This window comes from Caballeronia sp. GACF4 (assembly GCF_023631025.1).
Lineage (GTDB): Bacteria > Pseudomonadota > Gammaproteobacteria > Burkholderiales > Burkholderiaceae > Caballeronia.
Genome location: NZ_JALQDW010000004.1, coordinates 368,703 through 393,232 on the forward strand (window position 1 = coordinate 368,703; position 24,530 = coordinate 393,232).

At 62.2% G+C, this 24,530-nt stretch carries 23 protein-coding genes; 20 read left to right on the forward strand and 3 right to left on the reverse strand.

Annotated elements, in window-relative coordinates:
- Positions 1-26 precede the first annotated feature (26 nt).
- The 12 genes from uppS to NCR40_RS05630 all read left to right on the forward strand — a co-directional run bounded on the left by uppS (position 27) and on the right by NCR40_RS05630 (position 12,723).
- Entirely contained in the window at positions 27-809 is a 783-nt protein-coding gene (gene uppS, locus NCR40_RS05575; protein WP_244827763.1) for a polyprenyl diphosphate synthase, read from the forward strand.
- Positions 803-1,615 carry a phosphatidate cytidylyltransferase gene (locus NCR40_RS05580; RefSeq protein WP_250508927.1) on the forward strand — a complete coding sequence of 271 codons (813 nt, stop codon included), beginning with the start codon at positions 803-805 and terminating at the stop codon, positions 1,613-1,615. The genes uppS and NCR40_RS05580 overlap by 7 nt, the downstream gene beginning before the upstream one ends.
- A 10-nt stretch (positions 1,616-1,625) precedes the next feature.
- Positions 1,626-2,843 carry a 1-deoxy-D-xylulose-5-phosphate reductoisomerase gene (locus NCR40_RS05585; protein ID WP_250464499.1) on the forward strand — a complete coding sequence of 406 codons (1,218 nt, stop codon included), beginning with the start codon at positions 1,626-1,628 and terminating at the stop codon, positions 2,841-2,843.
- A 7-nt stretch (positions 2,844-2,850) separates the two neighbouring features.
- Positions 2,851-4,224, forward strand: a complete 1,374-nt coding sequence (gene rseP, locus NCR40_RS05590) for an RIP metalloprotease RseP (protein ID WP_250508928.1) — start codon at positions 2,851-2,853, stop codon at positions 4,222-4,224.
- A 77-nt stretch (positions 4,225-4,301) separates the two neighbouring features.
- The gene (gene bamA, locus NCR40_RS05595) at positions 4,302-6,614 is read left to right on the forward strand and encodes an outer membrane protein assembly factor BamA (RefSeq protein ID WP_244827767.1); all 2,313 of its coding nucleotides are present in this window, start codon (positions 4,302-4,304) and stop codon (positions 6,612-6,614) included.
- Positions 6,615-6,698: 84 nt separating this feature from the next.
- Positions 6,699-7,238, forward strand: coding sequence for an OmpH/Skp family outer membrane protein (locus tag NCR40_RS05600; RefSeq protein ID WP_244827768.1), 540 nt, complete (start codon positions 6,699-6,701; stop codon positions 7,236-7,238).
- A gap of 30 nt (positions 7,239-7,268) precedes the next feature.
- Positions 7,269-8,360, forward strand: coding sequence for a UDP-3-O-(3-hydroxymyristoyl)glucosamine N-acyltransferase (gene lpxD, locus NCR40_RS05605; protein WP_250509000.1), 1,092 nt, complete (start codon positions 7,269-7,271; stop codon positions 8,358-8,360).
- 385 nt (positions 8,361-8,745) lie between these two features.
- Complete coding sequence (fabZ, locus tag NCR40_RS05610) at positions 8,746-9,204, forward strand: 3-hydroxyacyl-ACP dehydratase FabZ (protein ID WP_244827769.1); 459 nt, start codon at positions 8,746-8,748, stop codon at positions 9,202-9,204.
- A gap of 55 nt (positions 9,205-9,259) precedes the next feature.
- A complete protein-coding gene (gene lpxA / locus NCR40_RS05615) occupies positions 9,260-10,048 on the forward strand; it encodes an acyl-ACP--UDP-N-acetylglucosamine O-acyltransferase (protein WP_244827770.1) in 789 nt (262 codons plus the stop codon).
- Between the two features lie 9 nt (positions 10,049-10,057).
- Entirely contained in the window at positions 10,058-11,224 is a 1,167-nt protein-coding gene (gene lpxB, locus NCR40_RS05620; RefSeq protein ID WP_250464503.1) for a lipid-A-disaccharide synthase, read from the forward strand.
- Positions 11,224-11,940: a ribonuclease HII gene (gene rnhB / locus NCR40_RS05625; protein ID WP_244827772.1), complete on the forward strand. Its 717-nt coding sequence runs from the start codon at positions 11,224-11,226 to the stop codon at positions 11,938-11,940. Before lpxB ends, rnhB begins: the two co-directional genes overlap by 1 nt.
- Before the next feature lie 3 nt (positions 11,941-11,943).
- The gene (locus NCR40_RS05630) at positions 11,944-12,723 is read left to right on the forward strand and encodes a TrmH family RNA methyltransferase (protein WP_250508929.1); all 780 of its coding nucleotides are present in this window, start codon (positions 11,944-11,946) and stop codon (positions 12,721-12,723) included.
- On the opposite strand, the gene ppsR is transcribed toward NCR40_RS05630, so the two are convergent.
- A complete protein-coding gene (gene ppsR, locus NCR40_RS05635; protein WP_244827774.1) occupies positions 12,724-13,542 on the reverse strand; it encodes a posphoenolpyruvate synthetase regulatory kinase/phosphorylase PpsR in 819 nt (272 codons plus the stop codon).
- A gap of 431 nt (positions 13,543-13,973) precedes the next feature.
- Between ppsR and ppsA the strand changes: the two genes are divergently transcribed.
- From ppsA to NCR40_RS05650, 3 genes are all read left to right on the forward strand, one after another.
- On the forward strand, positions 13,974-16,391 hold the full coding sequence (ppsA, locus tag NCR40_RS05640; protein ID WP_250508930.1) for a phosphoenolpyruvate synthase: 2,418 nt from the start codon (positions 13,974-13,976) through the stop codon (positions 16,389-16,391).
- A 94-nt stretch (positions 16,392-16,485) separates the two neighbouring features.
- Positions 16,486-16,917 carry an NfeD family protein gene (locus NCR40_RS05645; protein WP_250464507.1) on the forward strand — a complete coding sequence of 144 codons (432 nt, stop codon included), beginning with the start codon at positions 16,486-16,488 and terminating at the stop codon, positions 16,915-16,917.
- A gap of 47 nt (positions 16,918-16,964) precedes the next feature.
- The gene (locus NCR40_RS05650) at positions 16,965-17,894 is read left to right on the forward strand and encodes an SPFH domain-containing protein (RefSeq protein WP_244827777.1); all 930 of its coding nucleotides are present in this window, start codon (positions 16,965-16,967) and stop codon (positions 17,892-17,894) included.
- Positions 17,895-17,936: 42 nt separating this feature from the next.
- On the opposite strand, the gene smpB is transcribed toward NCR40_RS05650, so the two are convergent.
- A complete protein-coding gene (gene smpB / locus NCR40_RS05655; RefSeq protein WP_250464509.1) occupies positions 17,937-18,386 on the reverse strand; it encodes an SsrA-binding protein SmpB in 450 nt (149 codons plus the stop codon).
- 115 nt (positions 18,387-18,501) lie between these two features.
- Between smpB and NCR40_RS05660 the strand changes: the two genes are divergently transcribed.
- Complete coding sequence (locus NCR40_RS05660) at positions 18,502-18,939, forward strand: type II toxin-antitoxin system RatA family toxin (RefSeq protein ID WP_244827779.1); 438 nt, start codon at positions 18,502-18,504, stop codon at positions 18,937-18,939.
- Entirely contained in the window at positions 18,936-19,265 is a 330-nt protein-coding gene (locus NCR40_RS05665; RefSeq protein WP_250508931.1) for an RnfH family protein, read from the forward strand. The genes NCR40_RS05660 and NCR40_RS05665 overlap by 4 nt, the downstream gene beginning before the upstream one ends.
- Positions 19,266-19,275: 10 nt before the next feature.
- Here the strand turns inward: NCR40_RS05665 and NCR40_RS05670 are convergent, their stop codons facing one another.
- The gene (locus NCR40_RS05670; protein WP_250508932.1) at positions 19,276-20,250 is read right to left on the reverse strand and encodes a DMT family transporter; all 975 of its coding nucleotides are present in this window, start codon (positions 20,248-20,250) and stop codon (positions 19,276-19,278) included.
- A gap of 210 nt (positions 20,251-20,460) precedes the next feature.
- Here NCR40_RS05670 and guaB point away from each other — a divergent pair, with 210 nt between their 5' ends.
- From guaB to guaA, 3 genes are all read left to right on the forward strand, one after another.
- Positions 20,461-21,921: an IMP dehydrogenase gene (guaB, locus tag NCR40_RS05675; protein ID WP_244827782.1), complete on the forward strand. Its 1,461-nt coding sequence runs from the start codon at positions 20,461-20,463 to the stop codon at positions 21,919-21,921.
- A gap of 27 nt (positions 21,922-21,948) precedes the next feature.
- Complete coding sequence (locus NCR40_RS05680) at positions 21,949-22,737, forward strand: hypothetical protein (protein ID WP_250508933.1); 789 nt, start codon at positions 21,949-21,951, stop codon at positions 22,735-22,737.
- Between the two features lie 159 nt (positions 22,738-22,896).
- Complete coding sequence (gene guaA / locus NCR40_RS05685; protein WP_250508934.1) at positions 22,897-24,480, forward strand: glutamine-hydrolyzing GMP synthase; 1,584 nt, start codon at positions 22,897-22,899, stop codon at positions 24,478-24,480.
- The last annotated feature ends 50 nt before the right edge of the window (positions 24,481-24,530 follow it).

The following is a 24,530-nucleotide window of genomic DNA, read 5'->3' on the forward strand; positions in this document are numbered from 1 at the left end:
TCTGTCGATTTCAAGATTCAACGGCCATGACCTATACCAGCTCTACCGTTCGCGTGCCCGATGTCGCGGCTGTCCCGCGCCACGTCGCGATCATCATGGACGGCAACGGCCGTTGGGCGACCGAGCGGCGCCTGCCGCGCGTCGCCGGTCACACCCGCGGCGTCGATGCGGTGCGCGCCACCGTCGAAAGTTGCGCGCGGCGCGGCGTCGAATTCGTCACGCTGTTCGCGTTCAGTTCCGAAAACTGGCGCCGTCCGACCGAGGAAGTGTCGTTTCTCATGCGCCTGTTCGTGACCGCGCTCGAGCGCGAAATCGGCAAGCTGCACGCCAACGGCATCCGTCTGCGCGTGGTCGGCGACACCGCCATGTTCGACGACCGCATCCGCGCGCTCATTCAGCGTGCCGAGACCAAGACGGCGCGCAATACGCGTTTGACGCTCACCATCGCCGCCAATTACGGCGGGCGCTGGGACATCATGCAGGCGACGAAGAAGCTCATCGCGCAATCGCTTGAGCAGGGCGTGCCGGCGCGCGTGGACGACGAATCCTTCGCCGAGCATCTCGCCATGGCTTACGCGCCCGAGCCGGATCTCTTCATCCGTACGGGCGGCGAGCAGCGCATCAGCAATTTTCTGCTGTGGCAACTCGCCTACACCGAGTTCTATTTCACCGATACCTACTGGCCCGATTTCGACGCCGAAGCGCTGGATCGCGCCATCGCGTCGTATGGCGAGCGTGAACGCCGCTTCGGGCGCACCAGCGCACAAGTCGAAAACCAATCGCAGAAGGCCGACACCCTTTCATGCTAAGAACCCGTGTCATCACGGCAATCGTCCTGCTTGCGGTCCTCGTGCCGGTCACGTTGTTCGCGCCAATCGGCGTATTCGGGGCGTTGATCGGTTTTGTCGTCGTCTTCGCCGCATGGGAATGGGGACGGCTCCTCAAGCTCAACGGCGCGGGTCCGGTGGCCTACGCGCTCATTGCGGGACTTGCGCTCATTTTCAGCACGTTTCTCGGCGTCGCGCCCAAGGCGCTCTTCGAAATGGCCGCTATTTTTTGGGTGTTGGCCGGGCCGTATGCGCTTTTGCGCAAGCCCGCGCTTTCGGCGGGTGCGTGGCGCGGCTTCCTGCTTTTTGCCGGAATCGTCGTGTTCGTGGCCTGCTGGCACGCGGTGGTCGCGGCCCGCACCGTGGGCGTGGCTTTCGTGCTATCGCTTCTTCTAGTAGTCTGGCTGGCCGATGTGGGCGCATACTTCGCCGGCAAAGCCCTTGGCCGCCACAAGCTGGCCCCGTCCATCAGTCCGGGCAAGACCTGGGAAGGCGCGATCGGCGGCTGGGTCGCGGTGATGGTCATCGGCACGATTGCCGCCGCCACCGCTTTCGAGGCGCCGACCGTCTTCAGCGCGTTCGTCGAACATCTAGGCTGGGCGCGCGCGCTCCTCGCGCTGACCGTGCTGGTTGCGTTCAGCGTGGTCGGCGACTTGTTCGAATCGCTCCTTAAGCGCCAGGCGGGCGTCAAGGATTCGAGCGGTTTGCTGCCGGGTCACGGCGGCGTACTCGACCGGATCGACGCGTTGCTGCCCGTACTGCCGATTGCATTGCTGATGCTCGGCTAGAGAAGAATTCATGCAAAAACGTCTTACATTGCTCGGCTCCACGGGCTCGATCGGCGATAGCACGCTCGACGTCGTGGCGCGGCACCCGGACCGTTTCTCGGTCTACGCGCTCACCGCGCATCGCAACGGCGACAAGCTCGTCGAACAGTGTCTGCGCTTCACGCCCGAAGTGGCCGTGGTGGGCGACGCGGAAACGGCCGCGCACGTGGCGGGCGCCCTGAACGCCGCGGGCTGCAAAACCGAGGTGACGCACGGCGAAGCCGCGCTGGTCGAGGTGGCGCGGGCGTCGCAATGCGACACCGTGGTCGCGGCCATCGTCGGCGCGGCGGGCCTTGCGCCTACGCTCGCGGCGGCGCGCGCGGGCAAGCGCATCTTGCTTGCCAACAAGGAAGCGCTCGTCATGTCCGGCCAGATTTTCATGGATGCGGTGCGTGACAACGGCGCCATCCTGCTGCCGGTGGACAGCGAACATAACGCCGTATTTCAGTGCCTGCCGCCCTGCGCGGACAGCGAGGCAAAGCTGCACGGCGGCGTATCGAAGATCATCCTGACCGCATCGGGCGGCCCGTTTCGCACGCGCGAGCCGGCAACGCTCATCGACGTCACGCCGGACGAAGCCTGCAAGCACCCGAACTGGGCAATGGGCCGCAAGATTTCCGTCGATTCCGCGACCATGATGAACAAGGGCCTCGAAGTCATCGAGGCTCACTGGCTCTTCAATTTGCCCGGTTCGCGCATCGAGGTGCTGATTCATCCGCAAAGCGTGATCCATTCCATGGTCTCGTATGCGGACGGCTCCGTGCTCGCGCAACTCGGCAACCCGGACATGCGCACGCCGATCGCACATGCGCTGGCGTTTCCGGATCGCGTCGATTCAGGCGTCGCGCCGCTCGATCTCGCACAGATCGCCACGCTCAGTTTCGAGAAGCCGGACTTCACGCGCTTTCCGTGTCTCGCGCTCGCAATCGGCGCGCTGGAAGCGGGCGGTCTGGCAAGCGCGGCGCTGAATGCCGCAAACGAGATCGCGGTGGAAGCGTTCCTCGCGCGCCGCATCGGTTTCATGGCGATCGGCGATGTCGTCGATCGCGTGCTGAACTCCTTGCCAAACGGCAGCGCTGCATCGCTCGACGACGTCCTCGCCGCCGATGCGAACGCGCGCCGTCTGGCGCATCGGTTTGTCGCGGAACTCACCGCCAGCGCGCCAGGCGCCGAGTCCATCGCCCATTGAGGCCGTCATGAACTTTCTGACCGAAATCGTCGCCTTCGTCGTTGCGATTGGCGTACTTGTCGTCGTCCACGAATTCGGTCACTACAGCGTCGCGCGCATGTGCGGCGTCAAGGTGCTGCGTTTTTCCGTGGGCTTCGGCAAGCCGCTCGTGAGCTGGGTCAGCAAGAAGACCGGCGTCGAGTGGACCATTGCCGCGTTGCCGCTCGGCGGTTACGTGAAGATGCTCGACGAGCGCGAAAGCGAAGAGAGCATCGCGCCCGAGGACCTGCCACGCGCCTTCAACCGGCAGCCGGTCGCCAAGCGCATTGCGATCGTCGCGGCGGGGCCTGTCGCGAACTTCATTCTTGCCATCGTGCTGTTCGCGGCGGTATTCGCGGGCGGCGTGTCGGAGCCCGAAGCAATCGTCGCGACGCCCGTGGCGAACACGGCAGCCGCGCGCGCGGGTTTCGAAGGCGGCGAAAAGATCGTTTCGATGCGCGACGCGGACAACGGCGGCGAAACGCACGCTATTCGATCGTGGTCGGATCTGCGCTGGAAGATTCTGGATGCATCGTTCGATCATCGCCGCATCGTGCTTTCGGCGAAGACGCACGAAGGCACGTACGACTTTCCGCTGAGTGTCGGCACCATTTCGGATGCGGACGCCGAGCAGGACTTCATGGACAAGCTCGGCTTCACGCCGGGCGGCGGCACGCTCACGGTCGCGGGTGTGGAGGCGGGCAGCGCCGCGCAAAAGAGCGGTCTGCAGGCGGGCGACAAGCTGCGCGCAATAGACGGCCATAACGTCGATAACGCGACGAGCTTCATCGACTACGTGAAGGCGCACGGCGCGAAAGCGGTCACGCTCACGATCGAGCGTGCGGGCAAGCAGCAGACGGTGCAGGTGACGCCCGACGTCAAGCACGATGCGGCGAGCGGCAAGGATATCGGCCGTATAGGTGCTGCGCTCGCCAATCAGTTGCCTAGCGTCGACGTGCGTTACGGACCGGTGGAAAGTCTGCGTCTCGGCGTGAATCGCACGTGGGACATCAGCATGTATTCGCTGCGCATGTTCGGGCGGATGATCACCGGCGAGGCATCGCTCAAGAACCTTTCGGGACCGGTCACCATTGCGGACTATGCAGGAAAGAGCGCGCGTTTGGGTCTGACGGCTTTCGTTTCCTTTCTCGCGCTCGTGAGTATCAGCCTCAGTGTGTTGAACTTGTTACCGATTCCGGTTTTGGACGGTGGGCATCTGTTATATTATTTGGTTGAAGCCGTTACCGGCAAGGCGGTGTCCGATCGCTGGCAGCTGGTTCTGCAACGGGCGGGGCTGGTGTGCATCGTCGCTTTGTCGATGATCGCGTTGTTCAATGACCTGGCTCGCCTGATCCGTTTCTGATCCACTTTGACAATCTCTGGCGGCGTTGTTCGAGCGACCGCCGGAATGAATGCAGCTTTAAATACTGGGGAAGCACGTTGTTCAAACCTCATCGCTTTGTTCCTAAGACGGCTGTAGCCGCGGCGCTTGCCGCAACGGGTATCACGGCACACGCCGTTACGCCGTTCGTCGTGCAGGATATTCGGATCGAAGGTCTTCAGCGCATCGAACCGGGTTCCGTGTTCGCCTATCTGCCGATCAAGCAAGGCGACACGTTCACCGACGACAAGGCCTCCGAAGCGATTCGCGCCCTCTATGCAACGGGCTTCTTCAACGACGTTCAAATCGCAACCGAAGGCAATGTCGTGGTCGTGCAGGTGCAAGAACGGCCGGCCATTTCGAGCATCGATTTCGCGGGTCTGCACGAGTTCGACAAGGACACCATCACCAAGGCGCTGCGCTCGGTCGGCCTGTCGCAAGGTCGCTCCTACGACAAGGCGCTGCTCGACAAGGCCGAACAGGAACTGAAACGTCAGTACCTGACGCGCGGCTACTACGCGGCCGAAGTCACCACCACCGTCACGCCGGTCGACCGTAATCGCGTCACCATTCTGTTCTCGGTGGCCGAAGGTCCGAGCGCGAAGATTCGCCAGATCAACTTCGTCGGCAACAAGGCCGTGAGTTCGAGCACGCTGCTCGGCGAAATGCAGCTCTCCACGCCGAACTGGTTCTCCTGGTACACGAAGAGCGATCTCTACGCGAAAGAAAAGCTCACGGGCGACCTCGAAAATGTCCGCTCGTACTATCTGAATCACGGTTACCTCGAGTTCAGCATCGACTCCACGCAGGTGTCGATCTCGCCGGACAAGAAGGACATGTACCTGACCGTCGCCTTGCATGAAGGCGAGCCGTACAAGGTCAGCAGCGTCAAGCTGTCGGGCAATCTGCTGAGTCGCGACGCCGAGTTGAGCAAGCTCATCAAGATCAAACCGGGCGAACTGTTTTCGGCCGAGAAGCTGCAGTCCTCGACCAAGGCCGTCGTCGACAAGCTCGGTGAATACGGCTACGCGTTCGCACAGGTCAACGCGCAGCCGGAAATCGATCAGGCGCATCACACGGTGGCGCTTACGCTGCAAGTCGATCCGAGCCGCCGCGTGTATGTGCGCCGCGTGAATATCGACGGCAACACGCGTACGCGGGACGAAGTCGTGCGTCGCGAAATGCGTCAGCTGGAAAGCTCGTGGTTCGATTCGAGCCGCCTCGCGCTCTCGAAAGACCGCATCAACCGTCTCGGTTACTTCACGGATGTCGATGTCACCACCACGCCGGTGGAAGGGACCAACGACCAGGTGGACGTGGACGTGAAGGTCGCGGAAAAGCCGACCGGCGCCATCACGCTGGGTGCGGGTTTCTCGTCGACGGACAAGGTGGTGCTCTCGGCGGGCGTCTCGCAGGACAACGTGTTCGGCTCCGGCACGAGTCTCTCGGTGAACGTGAACACCGCAAAGACCTACCGTACCTTGACGGTCACGCAGGTCGATCCGTACTTCACCATCGACGGTATCAAGCGGATCACGGACGCCTACTACCGCACGTATCAGCCGCTCTACTACTCGACTGATTCGAGCTTCAAGATCGTGACGATGGGCGCGGACACCAAGTTCGGCATTCCGTTCTCCGAGCAGGACACGGTCTTCTTTGGCGTCGGCGCCGAGCAGAACACCATGGACGTCGACTCGGCCACGCCGCAGTCGTACATCAACTACGTGAACGAATTCGGTCGCGTGGTGAACAACTATCCGCTGACGGTTGGCTGGTCGCGCGACAATCGCGACAGCGCGCTCGTGCCGAGCCGCGGTTACTACCTGCAATCGAACGCAGAATACGGCACGCCTATCGGCAACACGACCTACGCTAAATTCGACGCGCAGTTCCAGTATTACTACTCGTTCGCGCGCGGCTTCGTGCTCGGCTTCAACCTGCAAGGCGGTTACGGCAAGGGCCTCGACGGCCAGACGTACCCGATCTTCAAGAACTACTACGCGGGCGGTATCGGCTCGGTGCGCGGTTACTCGCCGAGTTCGCTGGGTCCGCGTGACGCGAAAACGGGCGACCCGATCGGCGGTTCGCGCATGGCTGTGGGTAATATCGAACTCACGTTCCCGCTGCCGGGAACGGGTTATGACCGCACGTTGCGCGTCTTCACCTTCCTCGACGCCGGCAACGTCTGGGGCGACCCGAATCAGGGCGGCACGAGCGCCGGCGCGAACGGCTTGCGGTATGGCTATGGTGTCGGTCTTGCATGGATCTCGCCAATCGGCCCGCTCAAGCTGAGCCTGGGCTTCCCGCTGCAGAAACATGAAGGCGACCAGTATCAGAAGTTCCAGTTCCAGATCGGCACGGCGTTCTAAGCTGCGTCGCGACGAGAACAGAGGCTTCATTCATTTCGACGTAACGTGAGGAACACTTTGCGAACCGGTAAGCTTTCGAAACATATGGCGCTGGCGCTTGCGTTGTCGATGGTTCTCGGCCTGGGTGCGGCTGCGAGCGCGAGCGCTCAAGAAGCGCGCATCGCCGCGGTCAACTCCGACCGCATCCTGCGCGAGTCGGCGGCGGCGAAGGCTGCGCAGTCGAAACTCGAGCAGGAGTTCTCCAAGCGCGACAAGGCGCTGCAGGACATGGCGCAGCGCATGAAGGCCATGTCCGACAACATGGACAAGAATGGCGCCTCGCTCGCGCCAACCGACCGCGCCGCGCGCCAACGCGATCTAGCGCAGCTCGACGCCGACTTCCAGCGCAAGCAGCGCGAGTTTCGCGAAGACCTGAATCAGCGTCGTAACGAAGAACTCGCGGCGGTGCTGGATCGCGCGAACAAGGTCATCAAGCAGATCGCGGAACAGCAGCATTACGATCTGATCGTGCAGGAAGCGGTGTATGTGAGCCCGCGCATCGATATCACGGATCAAGTGCTGAAGGCGCTGGCTGCGAGCACGCAAAATGGTGCGAGCGGCGCGAGTGGCGCAAGCTCGAACTGACACGGAGTAATTGAACGCATGGCATCAGGCATGGCGATCACGCTCGACGAACTGGTCAGCCGCTTTGGCGGCGAGATAGTCGGCGCGGGCACGCAAAAGGTCGAGGCGCTTGCGCCGCTCGACAAAGCCGGCCCCGCGCAACTCGCGTTTCTCGCCAACCAGAAGTATCTGGCGCAAGTCGAGACGACGCGCGCCGGCGCGGTGTTGATCTCGCCCGCCGATCTGGAGAAGGTGGGCAATCACGCGGGCACGAATTTCATCGTCACGGCGAACCCTTATGCTTATTTCGCTCGCGTCGCACAGGCGTTTATCGATCTTGCAACGCCCGTCTCGAAGCCCGGCGTGCATCCAAGCGCGTATGTCGATCCGGCTGCGCACGTCGCGGCGAGCGCAGTGATCGGGCCGCATGTGACGGTGGAAGCGGGCGCGGTCGTCGGTGAGCGCGTGAAACTGGATGCAGGCGTGGTCATCGGACGCGGCGTGAAGTTGGGCGACGACGTGCATCTGTATCCGAACGTCACCGTGTATCACGGCTGCAAGCTGGGTGCGCGCGTGATCGTGCACGCAGGGGCGGTCATTGGCGCGGATGGCTTCGGCTTCGCGCCGGATTTCGTGGGCGAAGGCGATGCTCGCACCGGTACCTGGGTGAAGATTCCGCAGGTGGGCGCGGTGGACATCGGCGAGGACGTGGAAATTGGCGCGAACACCACGATCGATCGCGGCGCCATGGCGGATACCGTCATCGAAGAAAGCGTGAAGATCGACAATCTCGTGCAGATCGGGCACAACTGCCGCATCGGCGCGTACACGGTTATCGCCGGTTGTGCGGGTATCGCGGGCAGCACGAATATCGGGCGGCATTGCATGATCGGCGGCGCGGTGGGCATCGCAGGGCACGTCACATTGGCGGACTACGTGATCGTCACGGCGCAGTCGGGCGTCTCCAAGTCGCTAACGAAGCCTGGCATGTACACGAGCGCTTTCCCGGCGGTGAATCATGCCGACTGGAACAAAAGCGCAGCGCTGGTGCGCAATCTGGACAAGCTGCGTGATCGCATCAAGGCGCTCGAAACGGCGTTGGGCGAGAAGGCAGGTAAGGGCGACGCGGGCGGCGCGGAGTAAGCAAGCCAAGATCCGCTGGTTCAAAGCACTGGTGGTCAATCTTGATACGGGCAGTAAGCCGGCGACGTCAGCAATTTCAGCAGCGCAAGGGGTTGGTATTCTCACCGAGGCAGCGTCGAAACGTGCCGTGAGCAGGCCGAGTCAAGCAGTGTAAAAGCGTCGAGGGTTCGTATCATCGCCGGCGCATAAACGAAACGCGCAGTAAGCGAGCGCGGTTCAACGGTTTCAAAAGGCGTCGACGGTCCATCCCATCATCGAGGCAGCAACAAAACACGCAGCAAGCCGCATCGAAGATAAACACAAAGGCATTTCCGGCTGGCGCAAGATTCGTTCAACGCGTCCGCAGTCAATTTCCGCGCACAACACGCGCGCGAGCAGAACGACCATGAGCACAGAAAAAATCAACCTCGATATTCACAAGATCCTCACGCTGCTGCCGCATCGGTATCCGATCCTGCTCGTGGATCGCGTACTCGAACTCGAGCCGCACAAGAGCATCAAAGCGCTGAAGAACGTGACGATCAACGAGCCGTATTTTCAGGGTCACTTCCCGACGCGGCCCGTCATGCCCGGCGTGCTGATTCTCGAAGCGCTCGCGCAGACCGCGGCGCTCCTGACTTTCGCCGAGGAACCGCACGATCCGTCGACCACGCTGTATTACTTCGTGGGTATCGACGGCGCGCGCTTCAAGCGCGTAGTGGAACCGGGCGATCAACTGATCCTCAACGTCAACTTCGAGCGGTACATGCGAGGCATCTGGAAGTTCAAGGCGCGCGCCGAAGTTGACGGCGTGACCGCTGCCGAGGCCGAGCTCATGTGTACCGTGAAGAACACGGCCGCCTAAGGCCGCGTTCACCGTCAAGACACAGGCAGCACGAACAGCTTGAGGCGATAAGCGCATGAGCAAGATTCACCCTACCGCGATCATCGAGCCGGGCGCTCGACTCGACGATACCGTCGAAATCGGACCGTACGCGATCGTCGGCCCCCACGTCGTGATTGGCGCGGGCACGACGGTCGGTTCGCACAGCGTGCTCGAAGGGCACACGAGCATCGGACGCGACAACCGCATCGGCCACTATGCGTCGATCGGCGGGCGCCCGCAGGACATGAAATACCGCGACGAGCCCACGCGTCTCGTGATCGGCGACCGCAATACCATCCGCGAATTCACCACGCTGCATACCGGCACCGCGCAGGATCAGGGCGAGACGTCCATCGGCGACGATTGCTGGATCATGGCTTACGTGCACGTCGGCCATGATTGCCGGCTCGGCAACAACATCATCATGTCGAGCAACGCGCAACTGGCGGGCCATGTGACGGTCGGCGATCACGCTATCGTCGGAGGCATGTCGGGCGTGCATCAGTTCGTGCGTATCGGCGCGCATTCCATGCTGGGCGGGGCTTCCGCGCTCGTGCAGGACGTGCCGCCGTTCGTCATCGCGGCGGGCAACAAGGCCGAGCCGCACGGTATCAATGTCGAAGGGTTGCGCCGGCGCGGCTTCACGCCCGACGCCATTTCGGCGTTGCGCCAGGCGTATCGCATCGTCTACAAGAGCGGTTTGTCACTCGAAGAAGCGAAATTGCAACTGAAGGATCTGGGCAAGGCAGGCGGCGAGGGCGATGCTCCGGTCAAGGCGTTCTCCGATTTCATCGCGACGTCGCAGCGCGGCATCATCCGCTAAGCGCGCCCGATGACGCCAATCACCCACTCGCCACGCATTGCGATGGTCGCGGGCGAGCCTTCCGGCGACCTGCTCGCGGCGTCGCTGCTTCAAGGTTTGCAAGAAAGGTTGCCTGCCGATACGCGTTACAGCGGCATCGGCGGTCCGCGCATGACCGCGGCGGGCTTCGAAGCCCACTGGCCCATGGACAAGCTGTCCGTGCGCGGCTATGTCGAAGCGCTGCGCCATATTCCCGAAATTCTCGGCATTCGCAACGAACTAAAGCGGCAACTGCTCGCGGAGCCGCCGTCGGTGTTCATCGGCGTCGACGCGCCCGATTTCAATTTCGGTCTCGAAGAGCCATTGCGTGCAGCGGGCATTCCGACGGTGCACTTCGTCTGCCCGTCGATCTGGGCGTGGCGCGGTGGCCGCATCAAGAAGATCGTGAAAGCGGTCGATCACATGCTGTGCGTGTTTCCGTTCGAAATCGCGTTGATGGAAAAGGCGGGCGTGGCGGCGAGTTATGTCGGCCATCCGCTTGCCGATGAAATCCCGCTCGAACCGGATGTCGCCGGCGCGCGACGCGAACTCGGTATCGCACAAGGCGGTCCGGTGATTGCCGTGCTGCCGGGCAGCCGCCGCTCGGAGATCGCGCTGATCGGCCCGACCTTTTTCGACGCCATGGAACTCATGCAGTTGCGCGAGCCCGGCGTGCGCTTTCTGATGCCGGCCGCGAACCCCGCGCTGCGCGAGCTTCTGCAGCCGCTCGTCGATGCGCATCCGAGTCTCTCGCTGACGATTACCGACGGCCGTGCGCAAACCGCCATGACCGCCGCGGACGCCATCCTCGTGAAAAGCGGCACGGTCACGCTCGAAGCCGCGCTGCTCAAGAAGCCGATGGTCATTTCCTACAAGGTGCCCTGGCTCACGGGTCAGATCATGAAGCGTCAGGGCTATCTGCCCTATGTCGGCTTGCCGAACATTCTCGCGGGGCGCTTCGTGGTGCCGGAGATCCTGCAGCACTTCGCCACGCCCGAAGCGCTCGCCGACGCCACGCTCAAACAGTTGAACGACGAAGCGAACCGCCGTACCCTGACGGAGATTTTCACGGACATGCATATCGCGCTGCGTCAGAACACGTCGCAGAAGGCGGCCGACGCGGTCGCGCGAGTGCTGCAAACGCGGAGAGCCGGATAATGGCGCGTGAGACAAAGGCGGTGCGGGCGACACTCCAAAGCGGGCTGGACTTCAGTTCGCCTTTCGACATCGTCTGTGGCGTGGATGAAGCGGGGCGCGGTCCGCTGGCGGGGCCGGTCGTGGCCGCCGCGGTGATCTTCGATCCCGCGAAGCCGCGCATCAACGGTCTCGACGATTCGAAGGCCTTGAGCGCGAAACGCCGCGAGGAGCTTTACGAGAAGATCGTCGATCGCGCGCTTGCTTTTTGCATCGCGTCGGCAAGCGTCGAGGAAATCGACACCATCAACATCCTGCATGCTTCCATGCTCGCCATGAAGCGCGCGGTCGAAGGGCTTGCGGTTGCGCCGACGCTCGTGAAAGTGGATGGCAACCGCTGCCCGACGCTGTCGATCCGCTCGGAAGCCGTGATTGGCGGCGACGCACTCATCAAGCAGATTTCGGCGGCATCGATTCTGGCCAAGGTCACGCGCGACCGCATGCTGCTGGAATTGCACGACGTTCATCCTGTCTACGGATTCAATGCACACGCGGGCTACGGCACGCCGCAACATCTGAAAGCGCTTCATGAGCATGGGCCGTGCGAGCATCATCGGCGTTCGTTCGCGCCGGTGCGCGAGGCGCATATCCGTTTCGGCTCGATGCTGCCGGCCATCGCGCCCGAGGTGCTGCAAGCCGCCGCGACCATCAACGACGACCCCGATGCACGCGCGTTCTGAATCTTGAAATCGATCACCTCGCGGGACAACCCGCTCTACAAGCGTCTCAAGGCGCTCGCCGGTTCGACCGCGCAGCAGCGCCGCAGCGCTCACGCGCTCCTCGAAGGGCTCCACCTCGCTTCAGCCTTTCTCGACGCCGCCGGCCAGCCGGAAACCTGCGTCGTGACCGAAGGCGCGCTCTCCCATGCCGAAGCGCGGGAGATCGTCGCGCGCATCGAGGAAAAACGTGTGATCGTGCTGCCGGATGCGCTCTTCGGCCAATTGTCGAGCGTCGTGCACGGCGTTGGCATGTTGTTGCTCGTTGAGAAGATCGATGCCGCGCTGCCCGACCGCGTCGAGGCAACCTGCGTGATTCTCGACGGCATTCAGGACGCGGGCAACGTCGGTTCCATTTTGCGCAGCGCGGCGGCGGCGGGTATCACGCGCGTTTTCTGCGCGCCGGGAACGGCTTACGCGTGGTCGTCGAAGGTCTTGCGCTCGGGCATGGGCGCACACTTTTTGCTCGATATCTTCGAGGATGTCGAACCGGCAAACCTGATTGCGCGCCTGGATGCGCCCGTGACCATCACCGACTCACATGGCGCGGTCGCGCTTTACGATTGCGATCTCGTGGGTCCGCTCGCATGGGTCTTCGGCAACGAAGGCGCGGGCGTGTCGCAGGTCTGGCGCGATGCAGTCACGCATCGCGTGACGATTCCACAGCCGGGCGGCATGGAATCGCTGAACGTGGCGGCTGCGGCGGCAATTTGTCTTTTCGAACAATGCCGCCAGCAGCGGCGCTGATCAGTAGTACGACGGCCGCTCCGGCTTGATCTCCTGCAGAATCGTGGTGGCGATTTCCTCGATCGACTTGTGTGTCGACGAAAGCCATTTCACGCCTTCGCGCTTCATCATCGATTCGGCTTCGTTGATCTCGTAACGGCAGTTTTCGAGCGCCGCGTACTTGCTGCCCGGCCGGCGTTCGTTGCGAATCTCCGAGAGCCGCTGCGGGTCGATGGAAAGACCGAACATCTTCTCGCGATGTTCCAGCAAGGGCGTCGGCAGTTTGCCGCGCTCGAAATCTTCCGGAATCAGCGGGTAGTTCGCCGCCTTCACCCCGTATTGCATTGCCAGATAGAGGCTCGTCGGCGTCTTGCCGCTGCGCGAGACACCCACGAGAATCACGTCCGCTTCCGTGAGATTGCGGTTGGATTGACCGTCGTCGTGCGCGAGCGAGAAGTTGATGGCCTCGATGCGGTTCTTGTATTCCTCGGTGTCCGCGTTCTGGTGGACGCGGCCCATGGCATGCGTCGACTTGATTTCCAGTTCGTGTTCGAGCGGCTCGATGAAGGTCTGGAACATATCGAGCACGAGCGCATTGCAGCCCTTGACGATCTCGTTCGACGCGCTGTCGACGAGTGTCGTGAAGACAATGGGCCGCCGTCCGTCCAGTGACACCACTTCGTTGATCTTCTCGACGGTCGCATGCGCCTTGTCGATCGAGTCGACGAACGGCACGCGCACCAGCCGGAATTTCTGGTCGAACTGGGCGAGGATCGAATGCGCGAACGTCTCGGCGGTGATTCCTGTACCGTCGGAAACGATGAATACGGATGGCGGCATCGGCGATATGGGGAACGAGTTGGAAGGCACGTGCTCGAAGGTAACGCGCGAGCACGGGAGCGGAAAAGGCCTGTGTTAAGGTAACTGGATTCGGGGTGTGCGCCGCCGAACCATCGGGCGTCAAAGACCTCGATTTTGCCGTCTATTTGCTGATTATGCCGGGACAAAATTGAGAAATGGCACGGTAGAATAGCGGCAACCTGTTCGATAAGCAATTGCGTATGGATTGATTGGGATTTTCGTCAAAACGAGGTTGCTTCGCTTATTTTTGCTTCAAAGAAGCATGAATCCGAGCAGTTTCAGACGTCCCTATCCATACCGCGATGGCTTATCAAACAGGTTGTACGAGATGCGTCTCGCGCTTCCAATGAGCGCCGCCGCATATGAGCCCACTCGTGCGATCGTGAATTTCATCCACCTTAGGGGCTTGTATGACTAACGCAGTTAATGTTGCGAACGATGTCGCAAAGGATCAGGCGTATGTAGTTCCATTCGAGCAGTTGCGAATGACCGACGTGGAAATCGTCGGTGGCAAGAATGCGTCGCTCGGCGAGATGATCAGCCAGCTTTCCGAAGCCGGCGTTCGCGTGCCCACGGGCTTTGCCACAACTGCACTCGCGTTTCGCGATTTCCTGCATCACAACAATCTGACCGAACGCATTGCGAAGCGTCTGGAGACGCTCGACGTCGACGACGTGAAGTCGCTCGCCGAAGCCGGCAAGGAAATCCGCCAGTGGATCGTCGACGCGCCCATGCAGCCGCGTCTCGAAGACGAAATCCGTCGTGGGTTCGACGTCCTTCAAAACAGCTCGCCCGAAGAGCTTTCGTTCGCCGTGCGTTCCTCGGCGACCGCTGAGGATTTGCCCGACGCATCGTTCGCGGGTCAGCAGGAGAGCTATCTGAACGTCGTCGGCATCGAAGACGTGCTCGACCGCATGAAGCACGTGTTCGCGTCGCTATACAACGACCGCGCCATCTCTTATCGCGTCCACAAGGGCTTCACCCACGCCGAAGTCGCGTTGTCGGCGGGCGTGCAGCGCATGGTCCGTTCGGACGTGGGCGCGGCGGGCGTCATGTTCACCATCGACACGGAATCGGGCTTCAAGGAAACCGTGTTCATCACGTCGAGCTACGGTCTCGGCGAAACGGTGGTGCAGGGCGCGGTGAATCCGGACGAGTTCCACGTCTTCAAGACCACGCTCGCGCAGAACAAGTATCCGATCATCCGCCGTTCCATCGGCTCGAAGCTCATCAAGATGGAGTTCACGAAGGCCGGCGAAGCGGGCCGCGTGAAGACGGTGGACGTGCCGCACGAGCAGCGCAACCGCTTCTCCATTTCCGATGAAGACGTGATCGAGCTCGCGAAGTACGCGGTGATCATCGAGAAGCACTATCAGCGTCCGATGGACATCGAGTGGGGCCGCGACGGTCGCGACGGCAAGATTTTCATTCTCCAGGCGCGTCCGGAAACGGTGAAGAGCCAGGCCGCGGGCAAGGCCGAGATGCGTTTCAAGCTGAAGGGCCAGTCGAACGTGCTGACCACGGGCCGCGCAATTGGCCAGAAGATCGGCGCGGGTCCGGTGCGCGTGATTCACGACCCGTCGGAAATGGAACGTGTGCAACCGGGCGACGTGCTCGTCGCCGACATGACCGACCCGAACTGGGAACCGGTGATGAAGCGCGCATCGGCCATCGTGACGAATCGCGGCGGGCGCACGTGCCACGCGGCAATCATCGCGCGTGAATTGGGCGTGCCGGCAGTGGTTGGCTGCGGCGACGCAACGGACTTGCTGAAGGACGGCGCGCTCGTCACGGTATCGTGCGCGGAAGGCGACGAAGGCAAGATCTACGACGGCCTGCTCGAAACCGAAGTGACCGAAGTGCAGCGCGGTGAACTGCCGAAGATTCCGGTCAAGATCATGATGAACGTCGGCAATCCGCAACTTGCGTTCGACTTCTCGCAGTTGCCGAACGCGGGTGTGGGCCTGGCGCGGCTCGAATTCATCATCAACAACAATATCGGCGTGCACCCGCGGGCTATTCTCGAGTACCCGAATATCGACGCCGATTTGAAGAAGGCCGTTGAAAGCGTTGCGCGCGGTCATGCGTCGCCGCGTGCGTTCTACGTCGACAAGCTGACCGAAGGCATCGCTACGATCGCGGCGGCGTTCTATCCGAAGCCCGTCATCGTGCGTCTGTCCGACTTCAAGTCGAACGAGTACAAGAAGCTGATCGGCGGTTCGCGCTACGAGCCGGACGAAGAAAATCCGATGCTCGGTTTCCGCGGCGCATCGCGCTATATCTCGGACGACTTCGCCGAAGCGTTCCATATGGAATGCATCGCGCTGAAGAAGGTGCGTGAAGACATGGGACTCCACAACGTCGAGATCATGGTGCCGTTCGTGCGCACGCTGAAGCAGGCGGAGCGCGTGGTCGGTCTGCTCGACAAGTTCGGGCTCAAGCGCGGCGTGAACGGCCTCAAGCTCGTGATGATGTGCGAAGTGCCGTCCAACGCGATTCTCGCCGAAGAATTCCTGCAGTTCTTCGACGGCTTCTCCATCGGTTCGAACGACTTGACGCAGCTTACGCTCGGCCTCGACCGCGACTCCGGCATGGAACTGCTCGCCGCCGACTTCGACGAACGCGACGAAGCCGTGAAGTTCATGCTGAAACGCGCAATCGAGACGTGTCTGCGGCTCAACAAGTACGTCGGCATTTGCGGCCAGGGCCCGTCGGATCACCCGGACCTCGCCGAATGGCTGGCAAAGCAGGGCATCGAATCCATGTCGCTGAACCCGGACACCATCATTGACACCTGGCAGCAATTGGCGACTACTTTGTCAAAATAAGTAAGCCGTGCCTTTCCGTGTGCTGACGGAGAGGCGCATCATGCTATAAAAAACACCCCGGACCTTTCCGGGGTGTTTTTGTTTGGAGACGAGCATGGCGACGAATGGACTGATCTGGTGGATCGCAGCCGGTGCGTTGATCGTAACGGAGTTGTTTACCGGCACGTTCTATCTGCTGATGATCGCGCTCGGGTTGATCGCGGGCGGTCTTGCGCATGCAATGGGCGCGTTGCCGCACGTGCAGTTCGGCGTGGCGGCGGTCGTCGCGCTGGTCGCGGTCGCCGTGTTGCGGCGTTCGCGCTTCGGCAACTGGAAGCGGCGCGACGCCACGCGCGATGCGGCGGTGAATCTCGACATCGGCGCGACGCTCGAGGTCGACGAATGGCGCGATGGCCGCGCGCGGGCGATGTATCGCGGCGCGCAGTGGGACATCGTGCTGGCGCCGGGCGAGTCGGAAACGGCGCGCTGGTATCGCATCACCGCGCTCGACGGCAGCCGGCTCGTCGTTGCCGCAAAAGGCTCCTGAGCGCAAACCGGTCGAAACTCGATCAACAAGAACCCAAGGAGTAGAAAATGATTTTCGCGCTAGTCTTGCTCGTCATCGCAATCGTGATTGTGGTGAACACGGTCAAGATCGTTCCGCAGCAGCACGCATGGGTGCTGGAACGTCTCGGCCGCTATCACGCGACGTTGACGCCGGGCCTGAACATCGTGCTGCCGTTCATCGACCGCATTGCGTACAAGCACGTGCTCAAGGAGATTCCGCTCGAAGTGCCGAGCCAGGTCTGCATTACGCGCGACAACACGCAATTGCAGGTGGATGGCGTGCTGTACTTTCAGGTCACGGATGCCATGAAGGCGTCGTATGGATCGAGCAACTTCGTTTTTGCCATCACGCAGCTCTCGCAGACGACGTTGCGTTCGGTCATCGGCAAGCTGGAACTGGACAAGACTTTCGAGGAGCGCGATTACATCAACCAGAACATCGTCGCTTCGCTGGACGAAGCCGCGTCGAACTGGGGCGTGAAGGTGCTGCGCTACGAGATCAAGGACTTGACGCCGCCGAAGGACATCCTTCACGCGATGCAGGCGCAGATCACCGCCGAGCGCGAGAAGCGGGCGTTGATCGCGGCATCCGAAGGGCGCAAGCAGGAGCAGATCAACATCGCTTCCGGCGCGCGCGAGGCGGCGATTCAGAAGTCCGAGGGCGAGCGTCAGGCGGCGATCAACCAGGCGCAGGGCGAGGCAGCGGCCATTCTCGCGGTGGCCGAGGCGAACGCGCAAGCCATCGAGAAGATCGGCGCGGCGATTCAGACGGCGGGCGGCATGGAAGCGGTGAACCTCAAGGTCGCCGAGCAGTATGTCGGCGCGTTCGGCAATATCGCGAAGGCGGGCAACACGCTCATCGTGCCGGGCAACATGTCCGACATGGGCTCGATGATCGCATCGGCGCTCGCTATCGTGAAAGGCGAGGGCGGGGGCGGCATCATCAGGAAGAGCTAAAGCAGAAGGGGCGCTTTGGGGCGCCCCTTTTTGCATGCGGAATCAACGCGCGGCCGTTCGCATGAGACGCGCGCGTTCGCGGTCCCAGTCGCGCTTCTTCTCCGTCTCGCGCTTGTCATGCAGCTTCTTGCCCTTGGCAAGCCCGATCTCGCATTTCACGCGGCCTTCCTTGTAGTGGAAGTTGAGCGGCACGAGCGTATGCCCACGCTGCTCGACCTTGCCGATGAGCTTGTCGATCTGATCGCGATGCAAAAGCAGCTTGCGCGTGCGCACCGGGTCCGGGTTGATATGCGTCGAGGCTTCGGGCAGCGGGCTGATATGCGTGCCAATCAGGTACAGCTCGCCTTGCTTGATGACGACGTAGCCTTCCTTGATCTGCCCGCGGCCCGCGCGCAGCGCCTTGACTTCCCAGCCTTCGAGCACGAGACCCGCCTCGAAGCGTTCCTCGATGAAGTAATCGAAGAAGGCTTTTCTGTTGTCGATGATGCTCATGAATGGAAAGTGCCCAACTCGTTTAAAATCACAATTTTAGCAGCGCGCCGTCTGTGGGACGATCCCATGCGTCCAGCGCAGTTGCCGCCCAATCAAGCCACCCGCCGCGCCCTTTATGGCAGACGTCCAAAAAACAGTATTGATCCGCCATTCAGCGGAAGAAATGTTCGACCTCGTCACCGATGTCGCCGACTACCCCAATTTTCTGCCGTGGTGCGGCGGCGTGGAGATCGGGCGGCAGGACGAGAACGGCATGGAAGCGAAGATCGACATCAGCTTCAAGGGCATCAAGCAGCACTTTGCCACGCGCAACGTGCAAAAACGTCCGACCAGCATCGATATGGTGTTCTTAAGCGGCCCTTTCAAGAAGTTCACGGGCTATTGGCGCTTCACGCCCCTGCGCGCGGACGCCTGCAAGATCGAGTTCGCGCTCCACTACGAGTTTTCGAACCTCATTCTGGAGAAGCTGATCGGGCCGGTGTTCAGCCATATTGCCAATACCTTCGTCGATTCCTTCGTGAAGCGCGCGGATCAACGGTACGGCAAGAAATGAGCCTTCGTATCGACGTTTGTTACGGTCTTGCCGATGGCGCGAGCTTTCTCGCGCATCTCGATCTGCGCGAAGGTGCGACGGTGCGAGAGGCCATTGAAGTGAGCGGGGTCTTGAAGCAGCATCCGGAAATCGATTTGTCGACACAAAAGGTCGGCGTGTTCGGCAAGGCCCAGCCGCTCGATACGGCGTTGTCGGACTTCGATCGCGTGGAGATTTATCGGCCGCTCAAGGTCGACCCAAAAACCGCGCGTTCGCGCCGGGTGGCGAAGACACGCAAGGCCGGTTCGATCGAAGGCCGCAAGTGGCAGTCGAAGGATTCGCGTTAGCCGGCGCCTTTCAATGCGCAGGCGCTTCCTTGCTGACGCGAGGCGTCACGACGCTGTGCTGACGCACCGACCAACTCACGCCCGCAGTCAGCAAAGCGACGGCGCAGAGTTCCGGCACGCGCGGCCAGCGGCCGTCGTAGACAAAGGCATAGAGCAGCGCGAAGAGCGTTTCGAACGCAATCAGCTGACCGGACAGCGTCAGCGGCAAGCGCTTGGACGCCGCGTTCCACAAGATGTTGCCGACCCACGAACCGCCCGCCGCCAGGGCAAAACTCACGAGCCAGAACAACTGCCAGCGTTCGGGCGACACGGCGGCCTGCACGCTGCCTGCGGGCAACATCCACATGATCGCGCCGACGATTGCGCCCAGCACGCCCGTCACGATTCCCCACAGCACCGACCATTCGTTGCCGTCGAAACGATGGTTCGCCTGCACGTAGCGCGCGTTGACGACCGCATACCAGGTCCACGCGGCGAGCGCCCCGAGCGCGCATGCGAGGCCGGCAAGACGTGTCGGCACGCTGCTCGTCTCGACGCTGCCATGCTGCAAAAACACGTCGCGAAACACATCCAGATTGATGCACGCGATGCCCGCCAGGATCATCGACAACGGCCCGGCGAGGCGCCGCAATTCCACCGCGCCATCATCGCGCCGCCCCGCGAGCGTGACGGTGACGGGCAGGATGCCGACGATCAGCGATGTCGGCGCTACGCCGACCAGTTGCACCGCGCTTGCAAGCAGCATGTAGTAAAGAAGGTTGCCGACGAGCGCCAGTTTTACGAGCGCGAGGAGATCGGCGCGCGTGAGCTTGGTCATCAACCGCCGCGCGATAGGCAGCGCCACCGCGAGCGACACGGCGCCATACATCAGATACCGTCCGACGCTCAAAGCAAGCGGCGAGAAATCGGGCAACAGCCGCGGCGCCAGAAAAATGAAACCCCAGATTGCTCCGGCCGACATTCCGTACATCACACCGCGCTGCATCCCGACTCCCTGACCCGCGTCCATTCGATGTAGGCGAGGGTAAAGGCGCGCGCCAGCCACGTCTTGTCTAATTCTGCATATGCCAGGAGCGGTCAGAACGCCCGCACGCCCGGCCCATAACTTGCGTGCGTTCGGGCTAAGCCGCTGTTCGGGCAGTGAAAACCCGAGGAACTATCGGTATAATCTGCTTTTGCGCCCATAGGATTTGCCATGCGTCTGATCCAGAAAGCACTCACGTTCGATGACGTGCTCCTCGTGCCTGCGTTCTCCAGCGTACTTCCGCGCGATACCAGTCTGAAATCCCAGCTGACTCGCAACATCTCCCTGAATATGCCCCTCGTGTCCGCCGCCATGGACACGGTCACCGAAGGCCGGCTCGCCATCGCCATGGCGCAGATGGGCGGCATCGGCATCGTTCACAAGAATCTCACTGCCAAAGAGCAAGCGCGCGAAGTCGCCAAGGTCAAGCGCTTCGAGTCGGGTGTGGTGCGCGACCCGATCACCGTGCCGCCGGAAATGCGCGTACGCGACGTCATCGCGCTCACGCAGCAGCATGGCATCTCGGGCTTTCCTGTCGTGGAAGGCGCGAAGCTCATCGGCATCGTCACTAACCGCGACCTGCGCTTCGAAGAGCGCATGGAAGAGCCCGTGCGCAACATCATGACGCCGCGCGAGCGCCTCGTGACGGTCAAGGAAGGCACGCCGCTCGCGCAAGCCAAGGCGCTGATGCATAGCCATCGCCTGGAACGCGTGCTCGTGGTCAATGACGCGTTCGAACTGCGCGGCCTGATGACCGTGAAAGACATCACGAAGCAGACCGAGAATCCGGACGCGTGTAAAGACGAAGACGGCAAGCTGCGGGTGGGCGCGGCAGTGGGCGTGGGCGCGGACAACGAGGAGCGCGTCGAGCTGCTCGCGGCGGCGGGCGTGGACGTGATCGTCGTCGATACCGCGCACGGCCACAGCCAGGGCGTGCTCGAACGCGTGCGCTGGGTGAAGCAGAACTACCCGAAGGTGCAGGTGATCGGCGGCAACATCGCTACGGCGGCTGCCGCCAAGGCGCTCGTCGAATACGGCGCGGACGCGGTGAAGGTCGGTATCGGTCCGGGCTCCATCTGCACGACGCGCATCGTCGCGGGCGTGGGCGTGCCGCAGATCACGGCAATCGCGAACGTCTCGGAAGGATTGCGCGGCAGCGGCGTGCCGGTGATCGCGGACGGCGGCGCGCGCTTCTCGGGCGATGTCGCCAAGGCGCTTGCGGCCGGCGCGAACGTCGTCATGATGGGCAGCATGCTCGCGGGCACGGAAGAGTCGCCCGGCGACGTGTTCCTGTTCCAGGGCCGCCAGTACAAGGCGTATCGCGGCATGGGTTCGGTCGGCGCGATGAAGGACGGCGCGGCGGACCGCTACTTCCAAGACAACTCGGCGAACATCGACAAGCTCGTGCCGGAAGGCATCGAAGGCCGCGTGGCCTACAAGGGCTCGGTCAACGCCATCCTGTTCCAGGTCATCGGCGGTGTGCGCGCGAGCATGGGTTATTGCGGCTGCAGCACCATTGCCGAGTTGCACGACAAGGCTGAGTTCGTGCAGATCACGGCGGCCGGCATGCGCGAGTCGCACGTGCACGACGTGCAGATCACGAAGGAAGCGCCGAATTACCACGTCGACTGAACATATTGACTAACCCGGGGATCGATCATGAAACCGTTGCTGCGGGCCGTGCTGACCGTCAATGCGCTGATCTTTCTGGCGTTCGGCGTATTGTTCCTGCTGACGCCGTGGACCGGCCTGTACGCCGCGCTGCAACTCGACCCCATCCTCGTTCAGCCCGCCTTCGCCGGGCAATTGCTCGGCGTGGCGTTGCTCGGACTGGCGTGGCTTTCACTGCACGCGGCTATCGACGGCGCGTTGACGGCGCGGGCCGCAAGAGTTTCGGGCCATGTGGAGTGGCTTTCCGGCGTCATCGTGCTGGTCTGGCTGCTTGGGTTGCGCACGCCGGAAGTGGCCGGCTTCGGGCAGGTGAGCGCAACGCTCGTTGGCATCGTGCTCATGGTGCTAGGTCTTGGCAGCGTGCGTTTGTCGTCGGCCGTGCGGCGGCGTGAGCGTCTGGCGGCGGCAGGCAAGGCTTCGGCCACGCGGGCAGAACAGAAGGCGGCGGACAAGCGCGAGCAAGGCATACCGTTGGACACCGCGACACGTCCGTTGGCGCGCGCGCCGGAAGCCACGGCCATCGATCCAGTTTCAGGCCGCACGGTCGATTCGTCCGGGCGTCCGCTTGATACCGCGACGCCGCTGTCTCGCACGCGTATGGACGGCGGCGCGGTCGATCCGGTCACGGGCCGCACGTTCGACCCCGTCGGTGGCCGCGAAATCGATCCGGTGACGGGCAGGCGCATCGAGCCTGTAATTAGCGGCGATATCGATCCGGTCACGGGCAGACGCGTCGATCCGCTGACCGGTGCCGATGTTCGCCAGACGCCGCTCTGATGGCGTGCAGACGGCAGATCATCGTCGGGCAGTACCGCAGTAAGACAAGCACGGTCGGCCTTTGCGCCGACCGTCGATTTATTGGCAGCCGGACTTCGCGCGAGATTCGCGCGCAGCCGGCACAAGACCCATTCGTTCACTTAGCCTTTGGCCGCAGCCATGCACGACAAAATCCTGATCCTCGATTTCGGCTCCCAAGTCACGCAACTGATCGCGCGGCGCATCCGCGAATCGCACGTCTACTCGGAAATCCATCCGTACGACGTCGATGAAACCTTCATCCGCGAGTTCGCGCCGAAGGGCATCATCCTGTCGGGCGGCCCGAACTCGGTCACCGAGGCGGGCTCGCCGCGCGCGCCGCAGGTTGTGTTCGATCTCGGCGTGCCGGTGCTCGGCATCTGCTACGGCATGCAGACGATGGCCGATCAGCTTGGCGGCAAGGTCGAACTCGGCAGCGTGCGCGAATTCGGCTATGCGGAAGTGGCTGCGCTCAACCACACGGGCTTTCTTGAAGGCATCGAAGACTTCAAGAGCGCCGAGGGCGAGGCGATGCTGAAGGTGTGGATGAGTCACGGCGACAAGGTCGCCGACTTGCCGGCCGGCTTCAAACTCATGGCCTCGACGCCTGCGTGTCCGATCGCCGCGATGGCCGACGACGACCGCCGCTTCTATGGCGTGCAATGGCATCCCGAAGTCACGCACACCGTGCAAGGCCGCGCGATGCTCGATCGCTTCGTGCTTGGACTGTGCGGCGCGAAAGCGGACTGGGAGATGGGCCATTACATCGACGAAGCGGTCGCCAAAATTCGCGAGCAGGTTGGCAGCGAGCATGTCATTCTGGGCTTGTCGGGCGGCGTGGATTCGTCTGTGGCGGCGGCGCTGTTGCATCGCGCGATCGGCGATCAGCTGACTTGCGTGTTCGTCGATCACGGCCTCTTGCGTCAGAACGAAGCCGAGCAGGTGATGTCCACGTTCGCCGATCACCTAGGCGTGAAGGTCATCCACGTCGATGCGAGCGCGGAGTTTCTCGCGAAGCTCGCGGGCGTGACGGACCCGGAGGCGAAGCGCAAGATCATCGGCGCCGAGTTCGTCGAAGTGTTCGATGCGGAATCCCAGAAGCTCACGGATGCCAAGTGGCTCGCGCAGGGCACCATATATCCCGACGTGATCGAATCGGCGGGCAAGGGCAAGAAGGGCGCGCATACGATCAAGAGCCATCACAACGTCGGCGGCTTGCCGGAGACGCTGAACCTGAAGCTGCTCGAACCGTTGCGCGAGCTGTTCAAGGACGAAGTGCGCGAGTTGGGCGTGAAGCTTGGTTTGCCGCACGCGATGGTGTACCGCCATCCGTTCCCGGGACCGGGACTTGGCGTGCGTATTCTCGGCGAAGTAAAGCGCGAGTTTGCTGACCTTTTGCGTCAGGCGGACGCGATCTTTATCGAAACGTTGCGCAATACCATCGACAAGGAAACGGGCAAGTCGTGGTATGACCTCACGAGCCAGGCGTTCGCGGTGTTCTTGCCGGTGAAGAGCGTTGGTGTCATGGGCGATGGGCGGACTTATGAGTATGTCGTTGCCCTGCGCGCCGTGCAGACGCTGGACTTCATGACTGCGCATTGGGCGCATCTGCCGCATGAGTTGCTTGGGCATGTGTCCAATCGGATCATTAATGAAGTGCGGGGGATTAACCGGGTGGTTTATGACATCTCGGGGAAGCCGCCAGCGACGATCGAGTGGGAGTGAATCGACGTGTCTTTATGGGCCATCGCCGGGTAATTAACCCTTTACGAACC

What these genes read in the sequence shown, in the direction of transcription:
- uppS (WP_244827763.1), top strand. Translation starts at nt 27, where the DNA reads ATGACCTATACCAGCTCTACCGTTCGCGTGCCCGATGTCGCGGCTGTC.
- NCR40_RS05580 (WP_250508927.1), top strand. Translation starts at nt 803, where the DNA reads ATGCTAAGAACCCGTGTCATCACGGCAATCGTCCTGCTTGCGGTCCTC.
- NCR40_RS05585 (WP_250464499.1), top strand. Translation starts at nt 1,626, where the DNA reads ATGCAAAAACGTCTTACATTGCTCGGCTCCACGGGCTCGATCGGCGAT.
- rseP (WP_250508928.1), top strand. Translation starts at nt 2,851, where the DNA reads ATGAACTTTCTGACCGAAATCGTCGCCTTCGTCGTTGCGATTGGCGTA.
- NCR40_RS05600 (WP_244827768.1), top strand. Translation starts at nt 6,699, where the DNA reads ATGGCGCTGGCGCTTGCGTTGTCGATGGTTCTCGGCCTGGGTGCGGCT.
- lpxD (WP_250509000.1), top strand. Translation starts at nt 7,269, where the DNA reads ATGGCGATCACGCTCGACGAACTGGTCAGCCGCTTTGGCGGCGAGATA.
- fabZ (WP_244827769.1), top strand. Translation starts at nt 8,746, where the DNA reads ATGAGCACAGAAAAAATCAACCTCGATATTCACAAGATCCTCACGCTG.
- lpxA (WP_244827770.1), top strand. Translation starts at nt 9,260, where the DNA reads ATGAGCAAGATTCACCCTACCGCGATCATCGAGCCGGGCGCTCGACTC.
- lpxB (WP_250464503.1), top strand. Translation starts at nt 10,058, where the DNA reads ATGACGCCAATCACCCACTCGCCACGCATTGCGATGGTCGCGGGCGAG.
- rnhB (WP_244827772.1), top strand. Translation starts at nt 11,224, where the DNA reads ATGGCGCGTGAGACAAAGGCGGTGCGGGCGACACTCCAAAGCGGGCTG.
- ppsR (WP_244827774.1), bottom strand. Translation starts at nt 13,542, where the DNA reads ATGCCGCCATCCGTATTCATCGTTTCCGACGGTACAGGAATCACCGCC.
- ppsA (WP_250508930.1), top strand. Translation starts at nt 13,974, where the DNA reads ATGACTAACGCAGTTAATGTTGCGAACGATGTCGCAAAGGATCAGGCG.
- NCR40_RS05645 (WP_250464507.1), top strand. Translation starts at nt 16,486, where the DNA reads ATGGCGACGAATGGACTGATCTGGTGGATCGCAGCCGGTGCGTTGATC.
- NCR40_RS05650 (WP_244827777.1), top strand. Translation starts at nt 16,965, where the DNA reads ATGATTTTCGCGCTAGTCTTGCTCGTCATCGCAATCGTGATTGTGGTG.
- smpB (WP_250464509.1), bottom strand. Translation starts at nt 18,386, where the DNA reads ATGAGCATCATCGACAACAGAAAAGCCTTCTTCGATTACTTCATCGAG.
- NCR40_RS05660 (WP_244827779.1), top strand. Translation starts at nt 18,502, where the DNA reads ATGGCAGACGTCCAAAAAACAGTATTGATCCGCCATTCAGCGGAAGAA.
- NCR40_RS05665 (WP_250508931.1), top strand. Translation starts at nt 18,936, where the DNA reads ATGAGCCTTCGTATCGACGTTTGTTACGGTCTTGCCGATGGCGCGAGC.
- NCR40_RS05670 (WP_250508932.1), bottom strand. Translation starts at nt 20,250, where the DNA reads ATGCAGCGCGGTGTGATGTACGGAATGTCGGCCGGAGCAATCTGGGGT.
- guaB (WP_244827782.1), top strand. Translation starts at nt 20,461, where the DNA reads ATGCGTCTGATCCAGAAAGCACTCACGTTCGATGACGTGCTCCTCGTG.
- NCR40_RS05680 (WP_250508933.1), top strand. Translation starts at nt 21,949, where the DNA reads ATGAAACCGTTGCTGCGGGCCGTGCTGACCGTCAATGCGCTGATCTTT.
- guaA (WP_250508934.1), top strand. Translation starts at nt 22,897, where the DNA reads ATGCACGACAAAATCCTGATCCTCGATTTCGGCTCCCAAGTCACGCAA.